The sequence below is a fragment of the Alteromonas sp. McT4-15 genome (assembly GCF_020515205.1).
Lineage (GTDB): Bacteria > Pseudomonadota > Gammaproteobacteria > Enterobacterales > Alteromonadaceae > Alteromonas.
Map to the genome: position 1 here is coordinate 1 of NZ_JAJALG010000059.1, position 8,341 is coordinate 8,341.

At 40.2% G+C, this 8,341-nt stretch carries 8 protein-coding genes; all 8 read right to left on the minus strand.

From position 1 onward, the window contains the following. Positions 1-255: 255 nt before the first annotated feature. The gene (locus LHL20_RS20160; RefSeq protein WP_226434583.1) at positions 256-687 is read right to left on the minus strand and encodes a Fur family transcriptional regulator; all 432 of its coding nucleotides are present in this window, start codon (positions 685-687) and stop codon (positions 256-258) included. 38 nt (positions 688-725) lie between these two features. Further along, positions 726-3,254, minus strand: coding sequence for a heavy metal translocating P-type ATPase (locus LHL20_RS20165; RefSeq protein ID WP_226434584.1), 2,529 nt, complete (start codon positions 3,252-3,254; stop codon positions 726-728). Positions 3,255-3,256: 2 nt separating this feature from the next. After that, positions 3,257-3,685 carry an MgtC/SapB family protein gene (locus LHL20_RS20170; protein WP_226434585.1) on the minus strand — a complete coding sequence of 143 codons (429 nt, stop codon included), beginning with the start codon at positions 3,683-3,685 and terminating at the stop codon, positions 3,257-3,259. Positions 3,686-3,699: 14 nt separating this feature from the next. Beyond that, positions 3,700-4,590 carry a bestrophin family protein gene (locus tag LHL20_RS20175; protein WP_226434586.1) on the minus strand — a complete coding sequence of 297 codons (891 nt, stop codon included), beginning with the start codon at positions 4,588-4,590 and terminating at the stop codon, positions 3,700-3,702. 57 nt (positions 4,591-4,647) lie between these two features. Next, positions 4,648-4,920, minus strand: coding sequence for a zinc-ribbon domain-containing protein (locus LHL20_RS20180; protein WP_226434587.1), 273 nt, complete (start codon positions 4,918-4,920; stop codon positions 4,648-4,650). A 424-nt stretch (positions 4,921-5,344) separates the two neighbouring features. Then, positions 5,345-6,073 (minus strand): hypothetical protein, encoded by a 729-nt coding sequence (locus tag LHL20_RS20185; protein WP_226434588.1) that lies wholly within the window; start codon positions 6,071-6,073, stop codon positions 5,345-5,347. Beyond that, positions 6,060-7,223 (minus strand): protein-PII uridylyltransferase, encoded by a 1,164-nt coding sequence (locus LHL20_RS20190; protein WP_226434589.1) that lies wholly within the window; start codon positions 7,221-7,223, stop codon positions 6,060-6,062. The genes LHL20_RS20185 and LHL20_RS20190 overlap by 14 nt, the downstream gene beginning before the upstream one ends. Beyond that, complete coding sequence (locus LHL20_RS20195; protein WP_226434590.1) at positions 7,213-8,142, minus strand: sensor histidine kinase; 930 nt, start codon at positions 8,140-8,142, stop codon at positions 7,213-7,215. The genes LHL20_RS20190 and LHL20_RS20195 overlap by 11 nt, the downstream gene beginning before the upstream one ends. Positions 8,143-8,341 lie beyond the last annotated feature (199 nt).

Genomic DNA, 8,341 nt, shown 5'->3' on the forward strand with positions numbered 1-8,341 from the left:
AAGCTTGGAAACGAAAGTAACCCACAGCTGGAGGCTATATAATACAAAGCCTGTAGCATTCTATGTTACTTTAGAGGGGAAAATCCCTAGAACCCCATATTTCAAAGCTACCATCTTAATGTCCTAATCCATTTCAACATTCCTCTTTTGGCTATCCTTAAAACAATCTTTTCCTATTTCTAAAAGATTATACAAACTATAAACAACATAAACGCAATTCAACCAAAAAGATGCGACATCCTTCGCTTTGCGTTTTTATTTCAGGTATTTTTCACATACTCCCTTTAATACCAGGTTCACATCGTTCACTTCATAATCGCCTGGCAAGCTTTCTTCCGATATCTTATTCGGTAAACAGATTGTTTTCCTACAATCGGTACAATGAAAGTGCATATGCAAATCTGTACCGTATTTACCTTTGGCGTTTTCATCAGAAATCGCATATTTTGCCACTCCGACCCCATCATTTATCTGATGAATCAACCCTTTATCCTCAAAAATCTTGAGATTGCGATAAAAGGTCGTTCTGTCTGCTGTTTTATTGGTTTCGCTCTTTTGAACGAAAGCCTTTTTCAAATCGGAAAAGGACACGGCACTTTGTTTCCTTTTCAAGAACTTGTATATCTTCGACCTCATTTGAGTAGGACGAATACCGTGATATGATAATATTTTTTCCGTTTTGGTCATTTTAACCTTGATTCAAAAGCAACCCATTTTTATTAAATTTATTTTTTATAGGCCAAAAGCCTTAACGCATTAAAAACCACAAGTAACGTTGAGCCTTCGTGGATGACCACTGCAATACCGATATTGGCAAGCCCAAAGATGGTTGATGGTATAAGCAGGGCAACAATACCAAGACTGACCCAAAGGTTTTGCTTGATAATGGCCTTTGCCTCCCTGCTCAAACCTATGGCAAAGGGCAGGGTTTCCAGCTTATCAGCCATTAGGGCAATGTCAGCTGTTTCCAAGGCCACATCACTGCCCGCTGCACCCATTGCGATACCTACGGTACTGTTTGCCATTGCAGGGGCATCGTTCACACCGTCGCCTACCATTGCGACTTTGGATTCCTGTTCTTTCAATTTTTTAATGGCATCAACTTTTTCCTCCGGTAACAGGCTTCCCCAGGCATCGGTCAATCCAATTTCTTTAGCAACGGCGTCGGCAACCTTTTGATTATCCCCGGTTAGCATTATCATCCGCTTGATACCGATTTCCTTTAATTTTTTCAGTGTTTCCTTGGCCGCTTCCCGTGGAGTGTCCATCAGGGCGATAATACCGATATATTCTTTGTTCCTTCTTATGAGCATTGTGGTGTTTCCGCCGCTTTCAAGTTCTTTTACTTTATTCGATATATCTTCGGATGGTTTTGCATCATCGAGGTCTTCGTACAAGTCAAGGTTTCCAATATAGATTTTGTCCTTGCCCAAGGACGCTTTGATACCTTTTCCGAGAACCGCTTCCAAATCGGACGCATCAGTAATATCAGTACCTTTCAGACGCTCTTTCCCATCCCTTACGACGGCTTTGGCCAAAGGGTGGTCGCTCAAGTTTTCAACGGCAACGGCTATCTTTAACAGTTCATTTTCTTCAATATCCCCTAATGGTACTACTTCGGTAAGTTTGGGCTTGCCTTCTGTAAGCGTGCCCGTTTTATCAAAAGCCAAAGCCGTAATGACCCCCAAATCCTCAAGCGGTCGCCCACCTTTGATAAGTACCCCGCCACGAGCCGCTCTTGCAACCCCGCTTAATACAGCACTTGGTGTTGAAATGGCCAGTGCACAGGGGCTAGCGGCTACCAATACCGCCATTGCACGGTAAAAACTTGCACTAAACGGTTCATCAATGACCAGAAAGGCAAAGAGCAGGATACCAACCAGTATCAGTACGGATGGTACAAAGTATTTTTCAAACTTATCGGTCAACAGTTGGGTAGGGGATTTCTGGGTCTGCGCTTCGTTGACCAATTTGACCAGTCGGGACAGCGTAGAGTCTTTGGCTTCTTTGATTACCTTTATTTCCAGCGTGTTATTACCGTTGATAGTTCCGGCAAAAACGCGGTTTTCGTCCTTGATATCATCGTCTGCTGAATAGTCCTTGCCCGTATCTTCCACAGGAATTTTGTCCACAGGTACACTTTCCCCTGTGATAGGTGCTTGGTTGACACTGCTTTTTCCTTTGACCACAACACCATCGGCAGATATTTTACTGTTGGGCTTGACCACAATGATATCGCCTATAATTAATTTTTCAATCCCGACTTCTTCGGTCTTGCCATCTTTTTTCAGCAATGCCGTTTTTGGTGCTAAATCTGCCAGTGCCGCAATGGACTTTCGGGCCTTTTCCATTGCATAATGTTCAAGGGCGTGCCCCAAACTAAACAGGAACAGCAACAAGGCACCTTCTGCCCATTCGCCCAGAGCGGCGGCACCGATGGCGGCAACCAACATCAAGAAGTCGATTTCAAAACCACCTTTGGCCACGGTCTGTATGGCCTCTTTCGCCGTAAAGTACCCTCCAAAAAAGTAAGCACCGATGTATAGGGATAAGCTGACCCAATCCGGTATTGATGCTACGTAAGAAAGCCCGAACCCAATACCGAGCAGCGTACCGCAAATAATGGCAAAAATAAGTTCGGTGTTCTTTCCGAAAATACCGCCGTGTGCGTGCGCTTCTCCATCCTCGTGGGTCTCGCCCTCCTTGTGCTCGTGCCCCTTTGTGGAAGTTTGCTCTTTAGTATCTTGCTTCTTTGAACTTTCCTGTTTTTTGTTAGATACTTCGGTGTAATCATTTTCGTTTGAAGCACTCCGCTGAATCTGAAGGTCTTCCTTTTCAATTTGTTTGCTTATTTCATCAAAATTTGTTTGCTTTTTATCAAACTCAAGACGTACCATTCCAGAGGCCGAAACGGAAGCTTCCAAAACTCCATTGATTGCCAAAAGGCTTTTCTCTATGGTACGTGCCTGCCTTGTGTGTCTGATTCCTTTAACCTCTATGAGCAAATGCCCGTACTTTTCGGTAATCTCGGCACCAGTCCGCTCTGCAAGGGATTGGATGCGGTCGATGGAAATGATATCGGGGTCATAATGAAAACATAGCTGTGGCACATCCTCTCCGTTTGCATCGGCAACGTGCACTTTTTCGATGCCCTCTTTAGCCTGTAGTTCTTGAATAAGCCTTTCAACACAAGTGTCTTTTTCGTTTGGAACTTGCGGAAGGATTACGGGAATTTTGATTTTTAGTTTTTTCATGATTAGTGATTTTTATTTCTTTTTTTCAATAAAGGAAAATGATGTGAAACCAAAAGTAGAATGAGCAATAACGCCGTAATACTTCCAATGGGGTACATACCAAACCCAATTGCTATACCAACCGCGGCAGTGGCCCAAATTGTACCTGCGGTAGTCAAACCGGAAATTAAATTTTTCGCGCTATCCCTAAAAATAATTCCTGCACCAAGGAACCCAATACCGGAAACAATATTGGCGACAATGCGGGTTTGGTCTGCTACATCAATGTGAGAGTTGATAATTGTTATTAAGGCCGCCCCAAGGCAAACGGCTGCATACGTTCTAATGCCAGCCGCATTTCCGTCAATTTCCCTATCGAGCCCTATCAAAACACCAAGTACAAGGGCAACAAGTAACCTTGTTAAGAGCGTTATTTCAGTTTGAAAATCCATTGTTAATAATTTTTTTATAAAACATAATAGTCTGTCGGTTTTTTCTTGTCGGGAACATTTGTTTCTCCTATCATTTGCTTTATGTTTATTTCTATTGTTTGCGCCAAATCGGTTACAGGTGTATCCATAGGTCGGTTTTCAAAAGGATCCTGCATCAGAATGGATGTTTTTTCAATGGCAATAAAAACAATAGGTATTCCAATAGTTAGACTTATTTCTACTGCCAGGTATTGGTCTGACAGACCAAATGGCAACATTGTGGCGAACACATAGATTATAAGATGTATCAATAAGCTATGTGCTTTTGGGAAGACCGTGTTTTTTATACGTTCGCACTTGCCCATAGAATCACATAACCTGGCTATGGTACTGTCTATCTGTACCTGCTGAAAATCATTGACCATACCGTTTTCTTTTGCTTTTAGCAAAGTTTCAGAATGTTCTGACAATAAAGTATTTGGAATATTAAAAGACTTCATTTTATAAGATTCCGTGTATTCCTTAACTTTGGGGGAAAAGGGTGTTTTTCTCAACGATTCCCCCAGGGCATAGCTCCAGATAATTTGACGGTTCGCCATTTCCCTGACCAAGGTATCGTATTGCCCGTTGCTCCTTTTGAAAAATGAAACACATTGTCTGACCAGTGTTCGGGAATCGTTTACAATAGCACCCCAAATAATTCTGGCTTCCCACCATCGTTCATAGGCTTGATTGGTTCGAAAACCCAAAAGTAAAGCTACAGCGGTGCCAAAAACAGCAGTAACACCAATTGGAATCGAAATTTTTGACAAAAAACCATATTGGTCTAAAATACCCACAGCTACAGCATATGATGCAATGAATACAATATCAAACTTTATGGTTTTAATGAAATTGACAATGGATATTCTTTTATTTAAGAGCATATTTAAAAATTATTTAAGTCCGTTCAATAAGTTGTTTGCTTGTTCTCATAATGTAAACTATACTTCAGTGCCACATTTAGAACAAAATTTTACATCCATAGGTATTGGTTCTTCACAACTTTTGCATTTTACTTTACCTAAAGGCTCGCCACAATATTGACAAAAAGAAGCATTTTCAGGATTGTTTTTGCCGCATTTTGTACATCTCACAACAACCTTGGGTTCATCAAATCTTGGGTCATTATTTTTACGTTGATGCTTGTTGGAATGATGACCATAACTTCCTCTCAATAAATGTTTTAAAAATCCCATATTGTTTAAAAATCCCATATTGTTTAATTTAAGTGTGTTTCCATATAATCTAATGCTTCGGGCATATCCAACTCCCGGGTACCGTTCCCGGTTCTGATAAAGAAATGAGAACGGTCGCCCAGGTTCAAATACACGGGTTTTCGCGATTTGTGGACCCTTACATAACAGATATCCTTTTCTTCAAATTGGTAAAAGCCCACCTTTGCCAAAGGGCAAAAATGCGTGCCTAAATTGAAGGACACCAACTGCATAATATACTGTTCAAATGTGTGTGTACATTAAAGTTCTAAACTTTTAGCTATAAATAAGCACATAAGGAAGCAACCAATTCGTCAAAAGAACATTAAAGTTTGTAACTTATTTAATGTTTGTTATCTTAAAAATCTCAATAGACAATAAATATTAAAACAAATTATAAGCCCCTAAATAAGTATTTACTCTGTTACAGAAGGTGGGGGTTTAACTCTTTGGATTGCTCAATTATTAGTTTGTCATTACTTGCTTTGCTACCTTTGCAGCGCCAATAATTACCGAGTCTTTCATAATATGGCTTCCACCAAGCTAACTGAGAGTCCGTCATCATTCTATTATAACTTGAATCAGATCTGATTTTTTGCCAGGTTTTACTCGGTAAAAAATTAGAAAGCGCAAGATCTATTGCTAGGAGCGCATCCATTGGATGATGGATAAGCCGTGGACTCTTGAGAATAATCATATTTCCGTACGAGCCTAAATCTTTTACTTCGCGGCCACCATGATGAACATGATGGTGAGGGTGCATATAACGGTATTCTTCGGCTTCTCCTGAACCTTCCATATCTACATGATAATCGAAATGCCAACACCCCTTACATTCACGTGCATCTGCTAAATGCAGAGTAGAATATTCCATATTTACTGCAATAAAGCTTACGTCTTCATAGCAAAATTTTTCTTTTATTTGAACATCAATCGTCAGTTTCACATCTAAATCAGAATCCCATTCTTTCCCGCGAATATAATCACCCTTAACAGCCTCCAACTCTATTCCGTCGATAAAGCATCTTTTATTATTTCGTTGTAATCTAGAACATGCCTGAACAATTGGATTGGCACTTTTTATAATTCGTTTACGCTCCAAATATTCTCCGAGTGCCTGCAGCTGATCAATCAATTCTTCACTCGTTAACATCTGGTTTTAACCTCGCGATTAGGCGCTTAACCTTTTTCTTATCATCAGCATGAATCACATACTTGTCGGCTTTCCCGTTAAGATGAGTTAATAAGTCTAGGTATTTAGGCTGCTCCCAAACTTTCGCATCCGGATCTCGAACCCTAAGCGCGTCGTATGGGTCAAGAGGATGACCAGAGACAACACAATTCACCCAAAGATGCATGCTTTGGTCCCCATTTTGGTACCTAGTTACAATAGGCGTTAGGTCTGGAAGCTTTAATTTTTCTCGCAGAATTGATACTCGTTCTTCGCAAGTTAACGACTGTAATACATCATCTGGATGAATCTTGAACCACCAGTCTTCTATCCCGGCAAACCACCATCTTGCCTTCAATTCATTGAATGGACCGAAGTATCGATATTCTTCAAATTGCTGTTTAACAGTATCCCATGACCGAGAGCAGCAAGAAACACCTAACTTAGTTTTAAGCATCCCCTCAGTAAGAAGTGTGCCCGCTGATTGAACTAAAGTAGAATAAATCGAACCAACCAAGGCATGCGGATCACTAGCTTTAGAACTTAAAAAGTCAATGAATCTATTATCGGTATATTCGAGCATTTGTGTGTTGCAATTTAGTAGGATCTGAATTTCATCTATTACAAGATCTGAACCAAGCGGCTTTTTGCAGTCTCGTGCCAACGAATAAGCGGATACTAAAGATAGCAACATTCTAACAACTCGCTCCCTTGTCGCTGGCTTCACTACTTCTTTTTTCTTCACTACGTAATCAAATAAATTCTTTGAAGCATCGTCTGGTTCAAATGATTCGACAATTACATCTTCATTTGATAGCAGAACCAACGGCATAGAGTCTATATTCGATAGTGCCATTTCTGTCCGAAGGTGCTGCGCTAAAGTTGTGCCAAAGTAGTCTGCTTTATTACCGTCATCACTTTCTGCCTTTAAATCCTGGTCAATAATTACACCGCTAAATGGGGTCGATTCATCTATGCCTGCTTTAATGAAATTTACTATCGCTTTTATAGAATTCATTACCTGCTTGTGCTTAATCTTTAGCTTGTCTTCAGATTCATTTTCTAGGCAATCAATCAGTGACTGAAGAGTTTCAGTTCTTTCATCATCTATATACAAATAATTAATAGGCATCTTCTGGTAACTCTGATTTGTCTGCTAATGGTAAGAGTATTTTTAAACAGGTATTGTAGCCTTCAGAAGGCTCAGTTACTGCAATTTCACCCTTCAATTCAGTAATAATCTCTTCTGTAATCGACAAGCCTAATCCCATACCTCTTTTATAGTCATTTTCGGTCGAAAAAGCCTTAGCAGGAATAGATGTTGTGTACAATGGTGCGAAAACCTCTGCCCATTTATCTTTCGGAATGCCGTCACCAGTATCTTCAAAACGAATTGTCATGTAGCTGGTTCCTTTTGAAATACTAATGAGCAATTTCCTATTAATACTTCCAGCCCTCTCAATGGCTTTACAGGCGTTGGTGTAAAGATTAATAAAAATCGACATCACTTCTGAAATATTAATTTTTTTGGTCCATATCCCCCAAGCATCAAAATGTGTCAGAAATTCATAACCTCTTCTCTTAGTTGTAGGTTCCATTGCTGAGACAAATTTTTTGACTATCTTTCTCATGTCGTAGTAATCTTTCTCGCGATTGGAGTTGCTTCTCATGGTTCCATCAAAAAAATCAGTATAGGCATTTAGTAGCCCCAAATTTTCTTCGAGTTTAGCACTGGTTAAAGCTATACGCGGCTCCAAGTCTGCAAGCGAAACTAGTTCTTGGCTATTCAAATTCAAGTTCGTTAAACACATCTGAATTTCATGAGTAAATTCGGAAATTGCTAGTCCAGTAGAAGCAAGTACACGATACATGAGTTGTTCATCGATTAGCTCTACGAGAGTTTCTGTGACATTTTCAACATCATCTATAAAGTCAGAGGCATTAAACCCGCTAGAACCACTATCTGTACTCGAACTGCTATTGCTGTCAAAAGAGTCTTGCTGGCTCTTAGAATCGACCTGCAGATCATTTTGTTTCTGAGCCTCTTCCAACTTAGACTTAAACCGCTCTAGCTGTTCCTTCAGTTGTTCTTCTTTGGTTCTGCGCTGGCTTACAAATCCAGTCTGAGATGATTTAACTTTTTTCCCAGATTATAAGAAATATTAACGCTATGTACTACCCACTGTGTCAGCTGTATTTAAGGCCAGTTGCACGTGTGTCAAATGGGTACTTTTCAGGAATCAGTGAAGT